We start from the raw sequence: 17,965 nt of genomic DNA on the forward strand, positions 1-17,965 counted from the left end.
TTCTTACTACATAAGTGCAACTAAGGTTGTCACCCAAAGGCTTCGTGACAACCAAGTTTTCTAATAATATAGGATTTGTGAAAGAAAGGAAGTTCGAAATATGAAAAAGAAGCGAATTCTCTTCACTGGTGGTGGAACGGCAGGACATGTAATTGTTAACCTGGCACTCATACCAGTGTATCAAAATAATGGTTGGGAAATTGATTATATCGGCTCCCATAATGGAATTGAGCGAGATCTAATTGGTCAGCTCGATGGTGTTACCTATCATCCAATTTCAACGGGGAAGCTCCGTCGCTATATGTCAAAGGAAAATCTAAAGGATCCTTTTAAAGTGATGAAGGGGACAATGCAAGCATTTTGGATTATCGGAAAACGTAAACCATCGATTATCTTTTCAAAAGGTGGGTTTGTATCTGTTCCCGTTGTGATGGCAGCGAAGCTACGTGGTGTTCCTGTGGTCATTCATGAATCAGACTATACGCCAGGACTTGCGAATAAGCTTTCCATTCCATTTGCGAAGAAAGTGCTGGCAACATTTCCAGAAACGATGAACTTCTTACCAGAGAAGAAAGCAGAATATGTCGGAGCTGTTATTCGCGATGAGCTCTTTCAAGGAAAGAGGGAGAAGGGGTTAGCTATTTCTGGTTTAACAAGAGAAAGACCAGTACTGCTTATCATGGGTGGAAGTGGCGGATCCCATAAAATTAATGAAACAGTTAGGTCGAGTTTACCAGAGCTATTATCCTTCTTCCAGGTCATACATATTTGTGGAAAGGAAAAAGTGGATTCATCCATCAATGAAAAAGGCTATGTTCAGTTCGAATATGTAAATGAGGAGTTAAAAGATATTTTTGCTGCAACAGATTATGTACTATCACGGGCAGGATCGAATGCAATCTTTGAGTTCCTAGCCTTACGTATCCCGATGCTGCTTATCCCATTGTCGAAGGAAGCAAGTCGTGGAGACCAAATAATTAACGCGAATTCATTTGTAGAGAAAAGCTATGCGCGAGTGCTGGAAGAGGAAAGTTTAACAAATGAATCATTAATTCATGAGCTTACCCAGTTAAAGGATTATGCTTCAATCATGATCGATCATATGAAAAAGTATAAAAGTGAAAAAGCTCGTGATCGTGTCATCGAGATATTAGAAGAAGTAGGTAAATAATGATGATTAAAATCCCATTGTGCTAAATATACAATGGGATTTTCTTACATTATTTTTCTCTATCTCAGTCTGTAGAACCATGACGTGTGATAGTCGTTTTTACGTTGAAATCGACTTTTATTGTTGGATATTTTTCCCGCCATTCTTCGTCTGTCAGCTTACCATCCTTTTGATGCATACGATAGATTTTGCCATATCCAAATGTGTCTGCATCCATTTTTTGAAGTTTTGCAAAAGACTCATTTGCGATATTTTTAATTCTTTTTTCAATTTCTTTTTCTAATAGTGAAAGTGACTTCGGATCGTTAAGGGCTATTGGCTCTGATGTTTCTAGTAAATTTACATCCATCGTTAAATTCGTCTGGAATAAGCGATTTTGTTTATCAACTAACGATGATTTTACTTTTGATTTAACTAAACCCATAGCGATATGTAATTCATCACTGTTTTTCGTAGCCTTATTATTATCTCTTATCAATTTCTCAAATGGTTTTAACGGAAGTGTTAATTCAAACTTCTTATTTCTCACCGTTTCTTCGAGTATTTGAAACAGTAATAGATATTTCGATTCTATTTCGCCGACATATTTATCATCGCGTAAAATGGCAATTGATTTTATTTTTGGTACATTCCCTTGTACTTCAATAATTGGTAGCGCAGGATCAACCCCTATATCATAATATTTGCTTAAAAAGCTCTGTAACGTTACCCGAGGTAGGAGATGATCAGCTGCATTCTCATCGATTAACCCATGTAAATGCTCACCAATATTATTCGAAATATTTTGTTCATTTGTCGTTAAGATTTCTTTTGCAGTTGGATCACTAATTGCTAGATACATGGAGTCAGGAAGTCTTGCGTCACGGTTCAATGTATCAAGATATGGGAAAATCCCTTTCTTTGCTAGTTCCATTCCGAATAATTCTAACTCTATTTTTCCCGGTACTAACTCAAAATTTGATTCTAAATTCGCATTTGCTAGAGCACCTTTTATTGTCGTTCCCTTTCCAGAAACGGGCTTTGAAACTCTACCAGTTTTGCTTGTAAACTGGTAAATAATTACTGTTGTCTCGATTTCATCATCTTCGGTCAGATCGCTGCCACGACTTGTAATCACACCTAACTTCTCAATTTGTTTTGAGGGGAGACAACCAACGAGAGTTAGACAAATTAGTAAAAGGACCAGACACAGTTTAACCTTCATTTTTTATCACCTTCTCGCTGTTTTCGCCATTTCTTCTTAATAAGTACGATTGGGAGCAGGATTAATGGATAAGCAAAAAGGAGCCAAAAGCCAACTTGTGCAACAAAATCAGTAAGCATATTAATATGCTTATCATGTTCAACAAAGCTTATAACAATCAAGATGACAATAGATGTAATATACAATGAAGTTTTTTGTGGAAATTTATAAAGCCGCTTTAGCCCATAGGTCATTGCCCACATTAACAGAACTAAATTTGGTAGAATTACCATCATCCACTCAAAGATAATTAAGTTATCCAATCGTTCAACAAACGTGTAGGAAACATTTTTGAATAAGCCCAATGTTGCCCACTTAATCTCATCTAGATCCATTCGGCTGTAATAGCCAATCGAAACTACCGTTACAAGCAATATGCTTAAAACAGTATAACTTAGACCTAAAAACAAAGGTAATTTTATTTTTTCCTTGTTTTTTATAAAAGGATAAAGAATGAATAATATTTCAAAGCCAGACAGGGAAAAAGTTGTTGCTTTTACTCCTTTCAAAAGCTCTGGAACAGAAGCTTGAAACATCGGCATAAAATGATCCCAATCCATTCTTGATATAGGATCATATAAAAAGATCCAAAACCATTGTGTTAAAATTACGAAAAGAAAGGTTATACCGATTATCGTATGAATGCCACCGAGGACACAATAAATAATTAAAAAAATGAATAATAACCCTATTACAAAATTAGAAGTTGTTGGAAATAGGAATACTTTGATTACTTCAATATAATTCAATAAAATGGAAAGTAGACTTAATAGAAAATATAAAATATAAATAGATCCAAATAATTTACCAATCCATTTCCCAAATATATCTATTTGTATCCCAAAAATATCTGCATTCTTATATTGTTTAAGAATTAGAAGCATAACAGACGTTATGATAATCAACAAAACAAGTGATAATAAAATCGAGATCCATGAATCCTGTTTTGCTTCTTTAAAGATATGACTTGGAATTCCCATTATTCCGGTCCCTGTTTGAATACCAAAAATGATAAAGAATAAATAAAAAGCAGGGAATTGCAATCGGGATTTAATGTTACTATTTATTTCCATATTATCACCTATTCATCAATGTCTCGCTTTCTTTTCGCTTCTTTAGCACTATATCGAACGATATCTTTTGGACGATTGAATTTAGCCCGTTTGTTATCCATGTTAAATGGAAGACGATAAAAGACCTTATTAAAATCTTGTAAGCTTAAAGGATAAAGTGGGGCAAGGTAAGGTGTTCCTAAAGATGTTAGACGTAATAGGTGAATAATTAATAAACAGATTCCGAATATAAGTCCGATAAACCCAAGTATTCCCGATAAAAATATTAATGGAAAGCGGATAAGTCGGATTGTCGTTCCAAGTAAATAGCTTGGTGAAGTGAAAGAAGCAAGTGCACTCATTGCTACGACGATAATAAGAATATTACTCGTTATTCCTGCCTGAACAGCTGCCTGCCCAATGACGATACCGCCTACAATACCCATTGTTTGTCCAACCTTTGTAGGTAGTCTTGCTCCAGCTTCACGTAAGAGTTCAATCATAAATTCTATCAGAAGCGCTTCTAACAGTGGTGGAAAGGGAACGGAGGCACGCGACTCACCGACAGACAGCAATAATTGCATAGGCATAACTTCATAGTGATATGTAATAACCGCGACGTACCCAGGAGTAACGATGATTGAGAAAAACATTGCTAGAAAACGGACAAGTCGTAAAAAGGATCCCGCTTGCCATTTCATATACAAATCTTCGGTCGACTCTAAGAAGCTGAATAGGGTCGCTGGAGCAACGATCCCAGATGGACTATTTTCAACGAGCAATCCCACTTTTCCCTTTGTAATGGAATATGTGAATCTATCCGGTAATTCTGTACTATCTAATTGTGGAAATAAATTAGATGAGGAGTCTTCAATATATTGACTTAATACCACGCTATCTTCAATATCATCAACGTCTAAATCCAGTAATCGTTGTCGCATCGTATTGACATCCGTTTCATTTGCGACGGATTTCATATAAATCAATCGAACTTCACGTGGTATCTTTTTACCGACTTTAATTTCTTCTAATACTAAATCAGTAGAACGAATCCGCCAACGAATAATATTCAGGTTAGTTATGAGCGATTCTGTAAAGGCAACTTTAGGACCAAGTACAAGGGACTCCGTTTCTGCCTTTTCTAAACTGCGTTTCTCCTTATTTGATAAAATATATTCAATAATTTCTTTCTCTTGTTCAATGTAGACGAATACCTTTCCTAACAGTATCCCATTTAATACATCGTCTAAATAGACAGTAGTTTTACCAGAACTTACAGGTATTTCATTCAATAATGTTTGAGTTGTCCAGTCCATTTCCATGCTTAGTAATGGTTCTAATAAATAATTTTCTACTTTGTCAATTTCGACCATATAAGAGATATAAAACACAGCGATTTTTTTTCCATGATGATGATACTTAGAAAAAACCAAGTCTGGGTTATTAGGAAAGTTATCTTGTAATAATTGTTCAAGTTCATCAATAGCAATTGGAAAAATGCTATCGCTTTGTTTGTTCGTTCTAAATCGCTTTCTCATAGGAACCTCCAAGTCACAATGAAGCCGTTAAGATTATTATGATTAAGAAGGCAAGAATTATGTACATCAAGTGGTAATAATTATTTATTCTCAATTACTCTGCAGATAAGAAAGCATAAAAAAAATTCACCAATGGAGGTGAATCTTTAATCTTCTTTCGTGACAATATCAACTTTTCCTGTGTCTGGATTAATGACAAGGCCATGAACTTTAATTTCTTTCGGTAGGAGTGGATGATTGCGAATGATTTCGACACTTTGCAGGACAGATTCTTCTACCGTATCAAATCCATGAAATTCTTCGTGTAAATTAATTCCGCCATGTGTGAGCGTATCAATGGTTTCTTTTGGGATTCCACGCTCAGTCATACTTACAGTCAATGCTTCTGTATCGACATGAGACATTCCACAATCATGGTGACCGATTACGACAACCTCGTCGGCTTTTAGTTTGAACACAGCAACTAGAATACTTTTCATAATGCTGTCAAACGGTTTGCGAATAATTGCTCCAGCATTTTTCACCATTTTAACGTCGCCATTTTCGATATTTAATGCGCGTTGTAATAATTCCACTAGTCGTGATTCCATACAAGTAAAAATGACCATTTTTTTATTTGGATATGTATCCGTTTTGTACGCTTCATACATCTTGTTTTCTACAAATTTCTCATTATATGCTAGCATTTCCTCTAAATGCATTGAATCAACTCCCTTTTTCTAATATGTAAAAACTATAACAGATATTATTAAATAAGTGAAATATGTTGACAATTTTCGATATTTTTTATAGTTCACTAATATAGAATTAAACGGGCATATAAAAAATAATTCTTATCTGACTCCGCAATATGAGTTTTCATATTTATAAAAGTAGTCAGTTATAAATTTTCAAAATAATTCAAAAGTAACATTGATTCTAATGGAAGATTAGCATATAATAGGATGATAATTTAAAAGGAGGGGTTGTAATGGGAGATTTTGTTCGGAATTGTCGTTTATGTGATCTACCGATGAAAAGTAGTCCATTTACCATGTGTTCGGTATGCCTGAATGATAACAATAAAGTACAGAACTTCATTAATAAAAATCCTCTTGTTTCAATTGAAGAAATAGCGATATTTACTAGTGTTTCAATTGAAAAAGTAGTAAAGCTAGTAGACCTGGGTCACCCTTATAAAGGGAATTTAGAAAATAAAGTATAAGGAAAATACTATTTATTAAAAATAGATTAATAGAAGAGAATATCTCATTTCTAACAGCATATTCTCTTCTAAGCTGAAAAGACTTAATATTGCCAAAAGTTTTGACTTATTTTGTATTCTCATTAATTCCAGAAATCCCGAATGCTAATTGTTGATCAACGGCTCTTGCATCTTCAATATGCTGAAACAGGGTTTGCTTAATCGTTGCAAAGGAATCATTCGTGCTATTAATCTCACTGACCATCTGATTGGTAAGGTTATGCTGACTTTTTATATCCTCTAATACTTTGATTGTAATATTCTTCGTATTATCTACAATACTATTCATCTCATTTAACATATCGACAGTTTTATTATTAAATTTGGTGGAGTTTTGGACGGTCTTCTGGTTTTCATTTGTTCCTTGTTCCGCATCTTTAATTTTTTCCTGGATCGTAGTAGCAACCTCATCAATAGTGGATGTGCTTTCTCTTGTACTTTCTGCAAGCTTTCCTACTTCAGCAGCAACAACTGCAAAACCTTTCCCATGTTCTCCAGCACGTGCTGCTTCAATTGAAGCGTTTAAAGCAAGCAGATTTGTCTGATTTGCAATATCACTAATAACTTGGACAATTTCTCTAATTGTGTTGGAATGTTCACCAAGCTCCTGCATTCTGGTCGCTGTATTAGTCATTTGCAATTCAAGGTTGTCCATCAAAACTTTATTTTGTTCGACAATTTGTAAGTAATACCCATTATGAGAGGCAAGCTTCTCATAATTAGATACAATTTCGTTACCTTTCTCAACTAATTGCTCAGAATGTTCATTGGATTGTTGTCCAAGGGATTGTATTTCGTCAAATCGCTGTTTTATTTGTAAAACAAGATCTTCTATATGATGATGCTGACCATTAACATGTTCATGCTGATCGATTGTATGTAGTAAATTTGTTTCAAATTCATTTAGAAATTGTTTATGTTGTTGTTTTATATTTACCTTCTCTTGTTCCAAAAAATCTATCTTTTGTTGTGCTTCTAGGAGTGCTTCTTCAAGTGCTTTAATTTGTTTTGTTTTTCGCATCTGTTTTCCCCCGATAATTAAATTAGATAGGACTATAGTATTATATTCGGCTAATTGTATAAAATTGTAAAGCAATTTGCAAAAAAATATTGACTAGTCGTTTTCAAAATACTATAATAATTTAGAAGATAAAAGAAGGGAGGTCACTACAATGGAAAATGTATATCGCAATCAAACAGTTAATTTCATAAATAATGTGACCTCTATCGGTAAGGAAGATGTTATCTGCTAGGAAAACCCTAGGGAATTTCTTCTTCCTTTTAAAGGTCACAACTGTCTGTGACTTTTTGTGGTTGGAGAGAAATAGGGGTTATTGAAAATCCTATTTTTTGATTGCATACGTTAGAGACGTGTGCTTTTTTTTTATGCTTTGGAAAATAGAAAGAAGGTGGTTATATGTTTCAGGTTTTTAAGAAATTAGATTGGTTTTTTAAACATTATTGGAAACGGTACACATTTGCAATAATTGCACTTATAACGGCAAGTGGTATTGGGCTTATTCCCCCTAAATTAGTAGGTTTTACGATAGACCATATTCAATTTAACTCGCTGACATCACTGTTACTAACAGCCATTATTCTAGGGTATTTAGCGCTTATCATCGTTCACTACACTATCTCTTTTTTATGGGATTATACACTTTTCGGTGGAGCAGTTATTTTGGAAAAATGGGTTCGAAGTAATCTAATGGACCATTTTATGAGAATGACACCAACCTTTTATGGGAAATATCGAACTGGAGATTTAATGGCTAGATCTACTAATGATCTTAAAGCAATTAACCTAACTGCTGGGTATGGTGTACTAACCCTAGTTGACTCGAGTATTTTTATGCTGATGATTATTATAATGATGGGATTCACTATCAGTTGGCAGCTGACAATAGCCGCGTTAATTCCACTTCCCATTATGGCAGTTGTCATGAATAAGTATGGGGCTGCAATCCATTCAAGGTTTACCGAGGCACAAGCCGCTTTTGGTGAGATGAATAATGAAGTACTTGAATCCATTCGCGGAGTAAGAGTAATTCGTGCATTTGTTCAAGAAAAACAAGATGCTGATAGATTTAGCAGCATGACAGAGAATGTTTATATCAAGAATATTGAAGTTGCAAAAATTGATGCGCTATTTGAACCGACGATGAAGATTCTCGTAGGACTGTCATATGCCATCGGATTAGGTTATGGTGCATTCCTCGTTTTCGAAAATGTTATGACCTTGGGCGATTTAGTTACATTTAATGTTTATCTAGGTATGTTGATTTGGCCAATGTTTGCGGTAGGAGAATTAATTAACATCTTACAACGGGGAAATGCCTCATTGGATCGAGTTAATGATACGTTAGACTATGCGGCAGATGTGAAGGACACTAAAAACCCTCAAGTAATTCAAAACGTGGACACCATTAAGTTTTCCCAGGTGTGTTTCTCATATCCAGACACAGAAATGAAGCAGTTGGATGATTTTTCTTTAGTCGTAAAGAAAGGACAGACGATAGGGGTTGTTGGTAAAACGGGGGCAGGAAAATCAACTTTATTTAAATTGCTACTTCGGCAATATGCTGGTGTAACGGGTCAAATTCAAATTTCTGATGTGAGCCTTTCTGATATTAGTCTAGAGCAAATCAGATCGTGGATTGGTTATGTACCACAAGATCAAATCATGTTTTCAAAAACGATCCGAGAGAATATCCAGTTTGGGAAATCGGACGCTACAGATGAAGAGATTTATCGGGTAATGGAACTGGCCCATTTCTTGGATGATATAAAACAGCTGCCAAAGGGACTTGATACTCAGGTGGGTGAAACAGGTATAACATTATCGGGTGGACAAAAACAACGTGTTGCATTAGCAAGAGCATTTATTAAAGACCCAGAAATATTAATTCTAGATGATTCAATGTCTGCCGTTGATGGAAAAACAGAAGCTAGGATTATTGATCATTTGCGGGCAGAACGTAAAAATAAAACGACCTTTATTGCTTCTCATAGGTTATCAGCAGTTACCCATGCAGACCATATTATCGTCTTGGAAAATGGCAAAATAATCGAAGAAGGAACTCATGAGACTTTAATTTCACTCGGTGGTTGGTATAAAGAGCAGTATTATGCACAACAGCTTGAAGACGGAGAGGTGAAGAGCGAATGAAGCCGTCAACAGAGAAAAGATTATTTCATTATGCATTACAATTTAAAAAGGGAATCATCATTGGATTGGTCTGTTTAATTATCGCAGTAACATTAGAGCTCGCTGGGCCATTAATTGCAAAAACAATCATTGATGATCATATTCTTGGTGTGGAAGGATATTGGCAAGAAGTATCTAATGAGGAGCAGCAAGATACCGTGCTATACGAGGATACATTTTATCAACGAACAGATCGTTTAACTACAGAAGAACAAATCACAAATAATAATGTCACTCTTATCCAAGTAGGTACAGCTTATTATTTTCTGAGTGAGGAAGTACCATTAGAAGGAAAACGCAGTGCGAAAAACGGTATTATTTCAATAGACACAGGAGACGATATATTGACTTATGAGGGTGAGAAGCTTTCACTTTCAGAAGTAACAGCTTTTTTCAAGCCTGAACAGTTACCTATTTTACTATTATTGTGCTTATATATGTTGTTAATTTTGATTGCTGGGGTCTTCCAATTTTTCAAAACGTTCTTATTGCAGAAATCTGCGAACCAAATTGTGAAGAAGATGCGAAACGATCTATTTGCACATACCCAACGTGTTCCAATTGATTACTTTGTAGATCAGCCAGCTGGAACAATATTAGCGAGAATTACGAATGATACGGAGGCAATACGTGATTTATATGAAAGGGTATTGTCCATCATTGTTACCAGTGCTGTTTATATGGTAGGGATTTTCGTAGCGCTTTTTATTTTAGATGTGCGACTTGCTGTTATGTGTTTAGCGATTATTCCATTGCTCTTTATTTGGATGAAGGTTTATAAGTATTTTGGAACAAAGTATAATACAGTAATTCGCGCGACAAATAGTGAAATAAATGGGAATATTAATGAAGCGATTCAAGGAATGCCAATAATTCAAGCGTTTAATAGAGAAAAGAAAACGAAAGAGGAATTTGAAATCTTGAATGAGCGTCATTATAGGTTTCAAAGAAAGCTACTGAAATTACAAGCACTAACACAGTATAACTTAGTTACAGTAATTAGAAATTTAACATTTGTTGGCTTTATTTGGTACTATGGAGGGGCTTCTCTAGATTTAACGAGTATTATTTCCATAGGGATGCTCTATGCATTTGTAGATTATATTACAAGACTATTTGAACCAGTTACTGATATTGTTAATCAATTGCCTTTATTAGAGCAGGCAAGGGTAGCAGGGAATCGTGTCTTCGAATTAATGGATTTAGATGGGGAAGATGTTGTTCTTGACAAGGTGGATAAATACCAAGGAAATATTGTCTTCAATCATGTTTCATTTGCATATAAAGAAGACGATTATGTTTTAAAAGATATATCTTTTGAGATTAAATCAGGGGAGACGGTCGCATTCGTTGGTCATACTGGCTCAGGGAAAAGTTCCATTATGAATTTATTATTTCGATTTTATGACCCGCAAAAAGGCAAGATTACCATTGATGGATATAGTACTAGAGAATGGTCGAGGCAGCAGGTCCGAAGCTATATGGGAATCGTTTTACAGGACCCATTTCTTTTCTCTGGAACAATTCTTTCCAACGTAACAATGAATGATCCAAAGATTTCGAAGGAGAGAGCGATAGAAGCGTTGAAGGCTGTTGGTGCCGATTCGTTCATTGAAAAGCTGCCGAAATCATATGAAGAAGCTGTTACAGAAGGTGGAACGACATACTCGCTTGGAGAAAGACAATTAATCTCGTTTGCTCGAGCACTTGCTTTCGATCCAGCCATTCTAATATTAGATGAAGCAACAGCGAATATTGATACGGAAACAGAAACGGTTATTCAACGTGCGTTAGAAGTGTTAAAACAGGGGAGAACAACTCTCGTTATTGCCCACAGATTATCAACTATTCAAAAAGCGGATACTATTTTTGTGCTTGAACATGGTACAATTAAAGAACAAGGAAACCATGAGCGGCTTATTCATGAAAAAGGATTATATTATCAAATGTATAAGATGCAACAAGGAAAAATAATAGCTGCTGTATGATTCAATCACGGGGTGACATGGCGTATGGATAATAAAGATAAAGAACGTAATAAACAAGAGATTATAGATGAGGACTTATATGAGGAATTCGATGATGAAGAGCTATATGAACTTGTCGAAGCGGAACGTCAGAAAGTACTGTTAAAAGAAAAAAGCAAAAAAGATCAAAAACCAAAACGACCATTTCCAAAATGGGCGTTTTGGCTTATTGCATTTGCAATGTTCTTTAATATTTTTGCGTTATTTCCTCAAGTTTTTTCCATTCCTGCAATAGAATTTCTAAAAACCTCTGCAATATTATCCACTAGTGAAATCGTGCAGCAACAAAAAAAGGCTGTTGTCGTAATTGAGACGGAAAATAGTAAGGGGACAGGATTTGCAATTTCCGCAGACGGCAAGATCCTTACCAATTATCATGTTATAGAAGATAAGAATGCGATTACGGTTGCGTTCCCAGATGATGGCTTGTTCCAGGCAGAAGTAATAGAAACCTACCCAACAATTGATTTAGCAATGATTGAGGTGGATGGAAAGAATCTACCTTATCTGTCATTAGCGGGTCATCCAGACTTTGAATCAGGGGAAGCAATCTCATTTATTGGCAATCCCTTAAAATTTAACGGAATTGCAAACGAGGGTGAAATTATTGGCTATACAAAATTAGCCAGTTGGAATGAAGAAGTTTTAATGATAGAAGCACCAGTATATAGAGGAAATAGTGGAAGTCCAATTTTGAACCAAGATGGGGAAGTTATTGGGATAATCTTCGCTACATTGAATCATGATACCTATGGAAGAGTAGGGCTCTTTGTGCCAATAAGCCTTTATTATCAATATAGTTCGGATTGATTATTTTTCTCTCGTTTCATATCTTTTATTTCTATTTATATATATAAAGTGTGAACCAATTTTGAATGATATTTGCATCCTTGGCTGTCGCTCCAGAAATAAACTTCGTGGCACCTTAGGAGAGCTGGTGAGCCTCTATGTGCTGAAGCACTTCAGAGTCTCACATAGGCTCTTCTCCCCGCAGGAGTCTTCGTGTATTTCTTCCGCTGGGGATAATGCAGAATCTAGAAACACAGAATCCCTTATACTAACAACATTGATTTTTAGCGAAGGAATGGAGCAACTTGTGAATAGCAACGACTGTCCAAATCTGAAATCACAATTCACATACTAGCACTTTGTATCAATTAATCATCGTCATTAATTACTTAGAAATATAAGAGAACTTCTATATGCTTTTAGCGAAACAAGCTGCTACTTTAAACAAGGTGACAGCTTGTTTTTTATAAAAGCAAAAATCCTCTATGCACCATAAGTTTAAAAAAATCCATAATGGGTATATGACATGTAATCGACTTTGGAGGCGATATTCATGTTACATTACACATCAAAATTAAAAACTTATAATATAGAAGCAACAGACGGTGAAATGGGAAAAATAAAGGAACTGTATTTTGATAACAATAAATGGCAAATTCGCTATGCGGTGGTAGATACTAGGAAGTGGCTGCCAGGAAGAAAGGTGCTTTTGTCACCAGCTTCTTTTGTAATGGTAAATGAAGTAAGTGAGAATGTTGAAATTGAATATGATAAAGAAATGGTTCGAAACAGTCCACCACTTCATGAAGATACAATTTTAACGAGGGATGTAGAAGATTCACTATTTGATTATTATGGTTGGGGCAGAAACTGGGCTGGCGAAGTTCTCTGGAGCGCAGAGAAGATTCCTCTAGCTAGTTTTAAAAATGCCAGACAAGAGGATGAGCCTGTATATTATAACAATACTCAAGATGAAATCAATACACTGGATTTACGAACGGAAGAAGAAATGATTGGTTTAAAGGTTCATGGAACAGATGGAAGTATTGGTGAGATTGTTGATTTAATTTTTGATGACGAAGTTTGGAAAATCCGATATCTGGCTGTTCGGAGTACACATTTTATTGGACCGAAATATCAAGTTTATCGTATTGATGATATCAATTCTATTGAATGGTTGGAAAAAGGTATTTATGTTAATGATACCTCAGAAACACTAGATACGAATAAAATATTCGATAATAAAGAGGAAATTTTAAATACCATTCATTCATAAAAAATCAGTCCCTTGCAATCTAGAAGATGCAGGGGACCTAGTTTTGCGTTTCAATTATAAGAAATTAAACAATTTATATTTATATGCTTTCTGTAGGTAAAATTGTCAAATTGACGTTTTTCGCTATTGTAATATATTACAATCTCTTTTCAATCAGTCATTGATATTTAAACGAATTGTAATTGATTTGAGATAGCAACAGATACCTTAGTAGGATAAGATTAAGCGTATAATGAATAAATTGAAGTATGTCAATACATAGAGCAGAACCATATGAATAAAAAATAGAGATGGTGGATTTATGAAAGTTAAAAAGTTTAAACAAGATAGTAAACATACACCCAAAAACACTCATGCTAAGACGAAATATATAATGTTCGGGGGTAGAAGCGAATGCTAGCAAGTAGCCTATTAGAAGAAATCCCCCTTGAAGAAATGGTTGAATCAGTTCAAAATGGTGATACAAACGTTCAGAATTATTTATTGAGGGCTTATCAGCCTTTTATTGCTAAATGTGCTTCTGAAGTTTGCAAACGATATATTGATCCGAAGCGTGATGATGAATATAGCATTGGTCTATCCGCATTTAATGAAGCAATATTTTCTTATTCAGCTACTCGTGGATGTTCATTCCTGTCGTTTGCAAAAATTGTAATCAAACGAAAGATCATTGATTATATTCGCCATAATAGTAGAAGGCCACATTCCATATCATTAGACGAGAAGTTCGATGAGGAACAGGCGGAAAATTCGATTGAAGTTGTTGTAGCAAAAGAAGTGTATCAAGAAGAGCAAGACAATATACGCCGTAGGGAAGAAATTTTAGAATATAAAGAAAAGCTAAGTAAATACAAATTAACATTTTCGGAACTTACGAAGGTTTCACCAAAGCATAGAGATGCAAGGGAATCTGCTGTTAAGGTTGCGAGAATTCTCCATGAAAATCGTGAATTAAGTGAATTCGTTTATGAGAAAAAGAAACTGCCGATTAAAGACTTAGTAAATAAGGTAGAAGTTAGTAAGAAAACATTGGAACGGAACAGAAAGTTTATACTAGCAATTTTTATTATTTTAAGTGAAGATTATCATTACTTAAAGGATTATCTTAAGGGTGTGGGTGAGTGAAAAAAGGAATCGTAATGGAAAGGCATCAACAATTTATTATACTCATGACGGAAGAAGGAGAATTCGAAAAAGGTATTGCTTTGGTCAAAAATCCTAAAATCGGAGAAGAGGTTCAATACCGGCCATTAAAATCAAAGCAACGTAAGCCTAATTTTCATTTAAGTAAATTTAATTCTCCGATGAAATTACTCCCCATGGTAAGTATAATATTATTACTCATGCTTCCATTCTATTTAATTCCTGGCAATAACGAAACGTTTGCATATGTTATGATCGACATTAACCCAAGCATCGAATTGGAAGTTGATGGTCAATATCATGTTCAAAATATTCGGCCGCTGAATAAGGATGCAGAGACCATTGTGGAGCAATTAGAAAATGTTAAAGATGAGAAACTTGAAATCATTATTGATAGGATTATGAGTAAGAGTGAGCAGACGGGCCTTATTAATGATGAAAAGAATATGCTGGTAGGTATTAGTTTTGTTGATGAAAATGCGGATCAAACATTTTCAGAAAATCTACACCAATTTTCCGATGAAGATGTCTCAGATTGGAACATTGCAACTTTTATTGTTCCAAAGAATGTTAGGGATGAAGCACTCGTAAATAATATCTCAATGAATAAGGCAATGTCGGAAACCATGAATGAAAGTAATGTAGATGAAGCAATAATCGATGAAAAAGAAAAAATGATTATTAACTCCTTCTATCATAATGAGCAAAAAGACAAAAATCCAAAACTTATCGAAGCGGCTGAAGAAAAAGAGCAGGTGCATATTGAAGAAAAGACTCCATCAACAGATATAGAAATAGATGCGGAGAATAGAGAATTTAAGGTCAAGGCCACTGGGGAAAAAGCAAAAGAGGAAAAGGAGAAACCTATTCCTAATTACGAAATTAAGCATAATTCAAATGCAAATCATAATAGTCTTAATAATAATAAAGTAAAAGAACAGAAGTCGAAGGACAAACCAAACGCAAATCAAAATGATCAATCGAATCAAAACAAGGATATGAAAGTAAAGCAAGAGAAAAAGAATAATCAGCCTAACCATCAAGATTCCAAAAAGCATAAAGAGAAACATGAAAAAAAGAACCAGAATAACAAGGTAAATATAGATAAACATAAAAATAAGCAATATGATGAAAAGAATAACGAAAATGACCATCATCATAACGATAATAATAAAAATTAAGTGGCAAAGCTCCCAATAAAAGGAGCTTCGCCACTTTTTTATATTTCCATTGTTAATGAAGGAATATGCTTCATTGCATGGTCTATATAGTAAAGAAGATTGTCATGAGATTCGATAATCTTTTGCTCATCTAAAGAGTAATTGTAGGCGTGTAGAAAATGATGAATCTTTTTTGATAATATATCATCATTGGTGCGGACCATGAGTACGAGTAAATCATCCCACTGCCCCCAAAGCGTGAAATACAGTGCTTTGTCATAATCTGGAACCATTTTATCCCCCTCCTTAAATGTAAGGGTTAAGATCCTTTCCTTTCAATATTTCAATTGCTTACAAGTTATATTATCCCCTTTTTCTATATTAAATGTCAGTAGCAAAGTTGGTGTGATTTCCAATAAAAGGCTGTGCAAAACCAAGAATAAAATTGTGCCCGAGAAACATACTACTAGCAAACGCTTAAGGAGGAAATACAATAATGAAATTAAAAACATACAGTGCAGTTGCTGTAATTGCTTTGACATTAGTTGGTTGCGGAAATACAAATGGAACAGATCAAGGCGCAATGGACAGGGATGGGAATAATGTAGAGAAGACAAGATTTTATAATAATGCTGGAGAAGGAATGACCAATGTACGAAACTATACGGATGGTGATCGTAATCGTATGAACGATGATTATTATCGAAATATAAATAATCGTACAGATGAAAACAATAACAATAACAATAATGGTAATGAAAATCACTACCAAGTATCAAAAGAAGCAGCAGATAGAATCATTAGAGAAGTCAAAGATGTCGATCAAGCGCATGTATTGACAACAGATAATAATGCCTATGTTGCTGTAGGTTTAGATAATGATAACAATGGCAACAACAATAACAACAATAATAACAATAATAATAACAATAATAATAACAATAATAATAACAACAATGACAATCGTAATAATCGTAATGATGACGAATTGACAGATGATGTAAAGCATGAAATAAGCAGAATCGTTAAATCTGTTGATAAAAATATTGACAATGTATATGTCTCAGCTAATCCAGATTTCTTTGACTTAACGCATAATTATGCACAAGATGTAAGAAATGGACATCCTGTTGAAGGATTCTTTAATCAATTTGGTAATATGGTTCAACGAATATTTCCTAATCATACACGATAAAAGGAAAGAGTGCTCTCAGATTGGGAGTGCTCTTTTTTAATAATTTTTTAGTTAGAAGGGGGCTGCTGGAAAATTTGAATTGCATCAAGAGACACAAATGTACTTCCTAGAATAGGCTAAGTCATGGTCCCAATAAATACCTAACAAAATAGAGGATATCTATAGTCAAAAACAGGAACATATGATATTGTATTACATATAATTCTTATTAATCAAAGCTATTTAATGTGGTTAATAATGAATGGAGTTGAAATGGAATGGGACGAGAATTTATTGAGATATTTGAAGAGTGGGCAAAGGATTATGATGAAAGTGTAGCAGGTCAAGACCCACAATATGCTGCTGTATTCGCCAACTATGAAGGAATATTAAATGAAGTTACAGCTCGTTCAACAGGTACTGTTCTTGAATTTGGTGTTGGCACAGGTAATTTATCTGAAAAATTACTGCAAGCAGGCTTAGATGTTATTGGAATTGAGCCATCGCAAGCAATGCTTGATATTGCTAAAGAAAAGCATCCTGAGCTAACGGTATTAGAGGGAGATTTTCTAACATACCCAGTTTCTGATACACCAGTCAACACAATCGTGAGCACATATGCTTTTCACCATTTAACAGATGATGAAAAGGCGATTGCAGTGAAGCAATTTAAGGAAATTCTCAAAGAAAATGGTAAAATTGTTTTTGGAGACACAATGTTTGCCTCGGAAATAGAGAAGCAAGCAATGATTGATAGTGCTAAAGAAAAAGGATTTTCTGCATTAGCAGAGGATTTACAACGAGAATACTACCCAATTATTGATACATTAGAGGATATATTTACTACAAACGGTTTTGATATAGAATTTAAACAGATGAATCATTTTGTTTGGATTATTACTGCAATAAAAAATAAAGAATGAAACCTTTTAAAGATGTAA

The 17,965-nt window shown here is 34.7% G+C and carries 16 protein-coding genes; 10 read left to right on the forward strand and 6 right to left on the reverse strand.

Features of this window, described 5'->3' with window-relative positions; genetic code table 11:
- Positions 1-100 precede the first annotated feature (100 nt).
- On the forward strand, positions 101-1,171 hold the full coding sequence (locus CUC15_RS06955; protein ID WP_114915959.1) for an undecaprenyldiphospho-muramoylpentapeptide beta-N-acetylglucosaminyltransferase: 1,071 nt from the start codon (positions 101-103) through the stop codon (positions 1,169-1,171).
- A gap of 64 nt (positions 1,172-1,235) precedes the next feature.
- Here the strand turns inward: CUC15_RS06955 and CUC15_RS06960 are convergent, their stop codons facing one another.
- The 4 genes from CUC15_RS06960 to CUC15_RS06975 form a co-directional block, all read right to left on the reverse strand.
- Positions 1,236-2,375 carry a Ger(x)C family spore germination protein gene (locus CUC15_RS06960; protein ID WP_114915960.1) on the reverse strand — a complete coding sequence of 380 codons (1,140 nt, stop codon included), beginning with the start codon at positions 2,373-2,375 and terminating at the stop codon, positions 1,236-1,238.
- The gene (locus CUC15_RS06965; protein ID WP_114915961.1) at positions 2,372-3,487 is read right to left on the reverse strand and encodes a GerAB/ArcD/ProY family transporter; all 1,116 of its coding nucleotides are present in this window, start codon (positions 3,485-3,487) and stop codon (positions 2,372-2,374) included. The genes CUC15_RS06960 and CUC15_RS06965 overlap by 4 nt, the downstream gene beginning before the upstream one ends.
- 8 nt (positions 3,488-3,495) lie before the next feature.
- Entirely contained in the window at positions 3,496-5,004 is a 1,509-nt protein-coding gene (locus CUC15_RS06970; protein ID WP_114915962.1) for a spore germination protein, read from the reverse strand.
- Between the two features lie 146 nt (positions 5,005-5,150).
- Entirely contained in the window at positions 5,151-5,705 is a 555-nt protein-coding gene (locus tag CUC15_RS06975) for a beta-class carbonic anhydrase (RefSeq protein WP_114915963.1), read from the reverse strand.
- 269 nt (positions 5,706-5,974) lie between these two features.
- Here CUC15_RS06975 and CUC15_RS06980 point away from each other — a divergent pair, with 269 nt between their 5' ends.
- Positions 5,975-6,208 (forward strand): hypothetical protein, encoded by a 234-nt coding sequence (locus CUC15_RS06980; RefSeq protein WP_114915964.1) that lies wholly within the window; start codon positions 5,975-5,977, stop codon positions 6,206-6,208.
- Positions 6,209-6,314: 106 nt separating this feature from the next.
- On the opposite strand, the gene CUC15_RS20620 is transcribed toward CUC15_RS06980, so the two are convergent.
- A complete protein-coding gene (locus tag CUC15_RS20620) occupies positions 6,315-7,268 on the reverse strand; it encodes a methyl-accepting chemotaxis protein (protein ID WP_114915965.1) in 954 nt (317 codons plus the stop codon).
- A 396-nt stretch (positions 7,269-7,664) separates the two neighbouring features.
- Between CUC15_RS20620 and CUC15_RS06990 the strand changes: the two genes are divergently transcribed.
- The 6 genes from CUC15_RS06990 to CUC15_RS07015 all read left to right on the forward strand — a co-directional run bounded on the left by CUC15_RS06990 (position 7,665) and on the right by CUC15_RS07015 (position 15,871).
- Positions 7,665-9,416 (forward strand): ABC transporter ATP-binding protein, encoded by a 1,752-nt coding sequence (locus tag CUC15_RS06990; protein ID WP_114915966.1) that lies wholly within the window; start codon positions 7,665-7,667, stop codon positions 9,414-9,416.
- Positions 9,413-11,443, forward strand: coding sequence for an ABC transporter ATP-binding protein (locus tag CUC15_RS06995; RefSeq protein ID WP_114915967.1), 2,031 nt, complete (start codon positions 9,413-9,415; stop codon positions 11,441-11,443). Before CUC15_RS06990 ends, CUC15_RS06995 begins: the two co-directional genes overlap by 4 nt.
- Before the next feature lie 24 nt (positions 11,444-11,467).
- Positions 11,468-12,292, forward strand: a complete 825-nt coding sequence (locus CUC15_RS07000) for a S1C family serine protease (protein ID WP_114915968.1) — start codon at positions 11,468-11,470, stop codon at positions 12,290-12,292.
- A 532-nt stretch (positions 12,293-12,824) separates the two neighbouring features.
- Positions 12,825-13,547 (forward strand): PRC-barrel domain-containing protein, encoded by a 723-nt coding sequence (locus tag CUC15_RS07005; RefSeq protein WP_114915969.1) that lies wholly within the window; start codon positions 12,825-12,827, stop codon positions 13,545-13,547.
- Between the two features lie 393 nt (positions 13,548-13,940).
- Positions 13,941-14,672, forward strand: coding sequence for an RNA polymerase sigma factor SigI (sigI, locus tag CUC15_RS07010; RefSeq protein WP_114915970.1), 732 nt, complete (start codon positions 13,941-13,943; stop codon positions 14,670-14,672).
- The gene (locus CUC15_RS07015) at positions 14,669-15,871 is read left to right on the forward strand and encodes an anti-sigma-I factor RsgI family protein (RefSeq protein WP_114915971.1); all 1,203 of its coding nucleotides are present in this window, start codon (positions 14,669-14,671) and stop codon (positions 15,869-15,871) included. Before sigI ends, CUC15_RS07015 begins: the two co-directional genes overlap by 4 nt.
- Positions 15,872-15,909: 38 nt before the next feature.
- Here CUC15_RS07015 and CUC15_RS07020 read toward each other — a convergent pair whose 3' ends face one another.
- The gene (locus CUC15_RS07020) at positions 15,910-16,143 is read right to left on the reverse strand and encodes a YhdB family protein (protein ID WP_114915972.1); all 234 of its coding nucleotides are present in this window, start codon (positions 16,141-16,143) and stop codon (positions 15,910-15,912) included.
- 203 nt (positions 16,144-16,346) lie between these two features.
- On the opposite strand from CUC15_RS07020, the gene CUC15_RS07025 reads away from it, so the two are divergent.
- Together CUC15_RS07025 and CUC15_RS07030 are read left to right on the forward strand one after the other, a co-directional pair.
- Positions 16,347-17,045, forward strand: a complete 699-nt coding sequence (locus CUC15_RS07025) for a YhcN/YlaJ family sporulation lipoprotein (protein WP_114915973.1) — start codon at positions 16,347-16,349, stop codon at positions 17,043-17,045.
- Between the two features lie 257 nt (positions 17,046-17,302).
- The gene (locus CUC15_RS07030; protein ID WP_114915974.1) at positions 17,303-17,947 is read left to right on the forward strand and encodes a class I SAM-dependent methyltransferase; all 645 of its coding nucleotides are present in this window, start codon (positions 17,303-17,305) and stop codon (positions 17,945-17,947) included.
- The last annotated feature ends 18 nt before the right edge of the window (positions 17,948-17,965 follow it).

The organism is Oceanobacillus zhaokaii, from assembly GCF_003352005.1.
Lineage (GTDB): Bacteria > Bacillota > Bacilli > Bacillales > Amphibacillaceae > Oceanobacillus > Oceanobacillus zhaokaii.

What these genes read in the sequence shown, in the direction of transcription:
- CUC15_RS20620 (WP_114915965.1), bottom strand. Translation starts at nt 7,268, where the DNA reads ATGCGAAAAACAAAACAAATTAAAGCACTTGAAGAAGCACTCCTAGAA.
- CUC15_RS06995 (WP_114915967.1), top strand. Translation starts at nt 9,413, where the DNA reads ATGAAGCCGTCAACAGAGAAAAGATTATTTCATTATGCATTACAATTT.
- CUC15_RS07020 (WP_114915972.1), bottom strand. Translation starts at nt 16,143, where the DNA reads ATGGTTCCAGATTATGACAAAGCACTGTATTTCACGCTTTGGGGGCAG.
- CUC15_RS06980 (WP_114915964.1), top strand. Translation starts at nt 5,975, where the DNA reads ATGGGAGATTTTGTTCGGAATTGTCGTTTATGTGATCTACCGATGAAA.
- CUC15_RS07000 (WP_114915968.1), top strand. Translation starts at nt 11,468, where the DNA reads ATGGATAATAAAGATAAAGAACGTAATAAACAAGAGATTATAGATGAG.
- CUC15_RS06970 (WP_114915962.1), bottom strand. Translation starts at nt 5,004, where the DNA reads ATGAGAAAGCGATTTAGAACGAACAAACAAAGCGATAGCATTTTTCCA.
- CUC15_RS07025 (WP_114915973.1), top strand. Translation starts at nt 16,347, where the DNA reads ATGAAATTAAAAACATACAGTGCAGTTGCTGTAATTGCTTTGACATTA.
- CUC15_RS06965 (WP_114915961.1), bottom strand. Translation starts at nt 3,487, where the DNA reads ATGGAAATAAATAGTAACATTAAATCCCGATTGCAATTCCCTGCTTTT.
- CUC15_RS06960 (WP_114915960.1), bottom strand. Translation starts at nt 2,375, where the DNA reads ATGAAGGTTAAACTGTGTCTGGTCCTTTTACTAATTTGTCTAACTCTC.
- CUC15_RS06990 (WP_114915966.1), top strand. Translation starts at nt 7,665, where the DNA reads ATGTTTCAGGTTTTTAAGAAATTAGATTGGTTTTTTAAACATTATTGG.
- CUC15_RS06975 (WP_114915963.1), bottom strand. Translation starts at nt 5,705, where the DNA reads ATGCATTTAGAGGAAATGCTAGCATATAATGAGAAATTTGTAGAAAAC.
- CUC15_RS06955 (WP_114915959.1), top strand. Translation starts at nt 101, where the DNA reads ATGAAAAAGAAGCGAATTCTCTTCACTGGTGGTGGAACGGCAGGACAT.
- sigI (WP_114915970.1), top strand. Translation starts at nt 13,941, where the DNA reads ATGCTAGCAAGTAGCCTATTAGAAGAAATCCCCCTTGAAGAAATGGTT.
- CUC15_RS07030 (WP_114915974.1), top strand. Translation starts at nt 17,303, where the DNA reads ATGGGACGAGAATTTATTGAGATATTTGAAGAGTGGGCAAAGGATTAT.
- CUC15_RS07005 (WP_114915969.1), top strand. Translation starts at nt 12,825, where the DNA reads ATGTTACATTACACATCAAAATTAAAAACTTATAATATAGAAGCAACA.